Genomic DNA, 2,342 nt, shown 5'->3' on the forward strand with positions numbered 1-2,342 from the left:
ATTGACTATGAGTACTAAAACAATCGAATACGTTCCTTACAAAGTTAAGGATCTTTCCCTGGCGGCATGGGGTCGTAAGGAAATCGAACTCGCGGAAGCCGAAATGCCCGGCCTTATGGCACTGCGGTCAGAATACGGAGAAGCCCAGCCTTTAAAAGGTGCGCGGATTGCAGGATGCCTTCATATGACCATACAAACCGCTGTTCTTATTGAAACCCTGACAGCCCTGGGTGCGGATGTTACCTGGAGCTCTTGTAACATTTTCTCTACTCAGGATCACGCGGCGGCTGCAGTTGCCGCTGCAGGAATACCGGTATATGCCTGGAAAGGGATGAGCGAGGAGGAATTCGACTGGTGTATAGAACAAACGCTATTCTTCGGGGAAGACCGCAAACCTTTAAATATGATCCTCGACGACGGGGGTGACCTGACCAACATGGTACTGGATCGCTTTCCTGAACTCGCCGCTGATATCAAAGGTATTTCTGAAGAGACCACCACCGGAGTCCTCCGACTGTACGAGCGGGTCAAAAACGGTACCCTGCCCGTACCTGCCATCAATGTCAACGATTCGGTGACCAAATCCAAATTTGACAATAAATACGGCTGTCGCGAAAGTGCAGTGGACGCTATTCGCCGGGCTACAGATACCATGTTGGCAGGAAAAAGAGTAGTCGTTGCAGGGTACGGAGATGTCGGCAAGGGAACCGCTGCGAGTTTCAGAGGGGCCGGGGCGATTGTTACCGTTACTGAAATAGACCCGATATGCGCACTGCAAGCCTGTATGGATGGTTATGAAGTGCGGAAGCTCGAATCTGTAGTGGGCACTGCTGACGTGGTCATTACCGCAACTGGAAACAAAGATATTATCCGGGAGGAACATTTCCGCGCCATGAAGGATAAGGCAATTGTCTGCAACATCGGCCATTTTGATAATGAAATCGATATGGCATGGCTCAATGGCACCTTTGGACAAACACGGGATGAAATCAAGCCGCAGGTAGATAAATATACTTTGGACGGAAAAGACCTCATCGTTCTCGCCGAAGGGCGCCTGGTAAATCTGGGGTGTGCTACCGGCCATCCGAGTTTTGTGATGAGCAACAGCTTTACCAATCAGACCCTTGCCCAAATAGAGTTATGGAAGCGGGGTGAAAAATATGAGCGAAAGGTATATACGTTGCCCAAGCATTTGGATGAAAAGGTAGCCGAATTGCACCTGGAGCGCCTTGGGGCGGAATTAACCCGGCTCAGTGACGACCAGGCAAGCTATATTGGTGTGGACCCAAAAGGCCCTTATAAACCAGAGTACTACCGGTATTAAGTCACCAGACCATAATGCAATAACAAATCCCCGGGCAAAACCCGGGGATTTTTTTATCTCATTATATAGGTGAAAGTTACTGAAAACCCAATTGTAGCCTTCCCTATAGATCGTAAAAAAACCCGCTCCACCTGAGGGTGAAACGGGTTTATATTTATAAGGGGATCTGTAACCTTAAGCCTCAGCTACCGGCTCAATAGATACAAAAGATTTTCCGCCTGCTTTCTTGGTAAAGCGGACAACTCCATCAACCCTGGCATGCAGCGTATGATCCTTTGCTACATAGACATTATCCCCGGCATTGTGCTTCGTACCTCTTTGACGTACGATAATGTTTCCGGCAATAGCGGTCTGACCTCCGAAGATTTTAACCCCGAGGCGTTTCGATTCGGACTCCCGTCCGTTTTTGGAACTACCAACACCTTTCTTATGTGCCATGATCTATTCTATTTTCGGGAAAATATTCCCGGTTACTATTTACTTACCTGTCAATGCTTTTAGGAGTTCAGCTTTCTTCATGGAAGAATACCCGCTGATACCTTTCTCTTTGGCCAGTGCCTTGAGATCTGCAACGGTTTTCCCGCTAAAATCTTCAACTGCTTTTGGGGCAGCCGCTTTTACCTCTTTTGCTTTTGGCGCAGCTTCCTTTTTTGGAGCTTCCGCAGCTGGCTCAGCTTTCTTCTTGGCAGGAGCCTTCTTTTCAGAAGTCTCGGCCTTGGCACCTGAAGCCTTAATTCCTTCAATCAGCAGTTCAGTCAGATACTGTCGATGTCCGTTTTTAACCCGGTATCCTTTTCTTCTCTTTTTCTTGAAGACAATAACCTTGTCTCCCTTAAGGTGCTTTACAATTTTTGCCTCTACGGCAGCACCTTTTATAGCCGGGGCGCCTACAGTTACCGATGCATCATTGCCAATCAGAAGAACATTGCTGAAGGTAACTTTTTTTCCTTCTTCTTCCTTTAAGCGATGCACGAAAACCTTTTGGTCTTTTGCAACTTTAAATTGCTGCCCTGCTATC

General features: G+C 47.7%; 3 protein-coding genes. 1 reads left to right on the forward strand and 2 read right to left on the reverse strand.

What is annotated here, in order from left to right:
* Window positions 1-7: 7 nt before the first annotated feature.
* A complete protein-coding gene (ahcY, locus tag WBV75_RS12525) occupies window positions 8-1,324 on the forward strand; it encodes an adenosylhomocysteinase (RefSeq protein WP_424120929.1) in 1,317 nt (438 codons plus the stop codon).
* A 174-nt stretch (window positions 1,325-1,498) separates the two neighbouring features.
* Here ahcY and rpmA read toward each other — a convergent pair whose 3' ends face one another.
* Window positions 1,499-1,762, reverse strand: a complete 264-nt coding sequence (rpmA, locus tag WBV75_RS12530; protein WP_424120927.1) for a 50S ribosomal protein L27 — start codon at window positions 1,760-1,762, stop codon at window positions 1,499-1,501.
* A gap of 39 nt (window positions 1,763-1,801) precedes the next feature.
* Window positions 1,802-2,341, reverse strand: coding sequence for a 50S ribosomal protein L21 (rplU, locus tag WBV75_RS12535; protein ID WP_424120928.1), 540 nt, complete (start codon window positions 2,339-2,341; stop codon window positions 1,802-1,804).
* Window position 2,342: the final 1 nt, after the last annotated feature.

Source organism: Robiginitalea sp. (assembly GCF_049588695.1).
Taxonomy (GTDB): domain Bacteria; phylum Bacteroidota; class Bacteroidia; order Flavobacteriales; family Flavobacteriaceae; genus Robiginitalea.

Excerpts from the sequence above, each read along its gene's own strand:
- ahcY (WP_424120929.1), top strand. The coding sequence starts at position 8 with ATGAGTACTAAAACAATCGAATACGTTCCTTACAAAGTTAAGGATCTT.
- rpmA (WP_424120927.1), bottom strand. The coding sequence starts at position 1,762 with ATGGCACATAAGAAAGGTGTTGGTAGTTCCAAAAACGGACGGGAGTCC.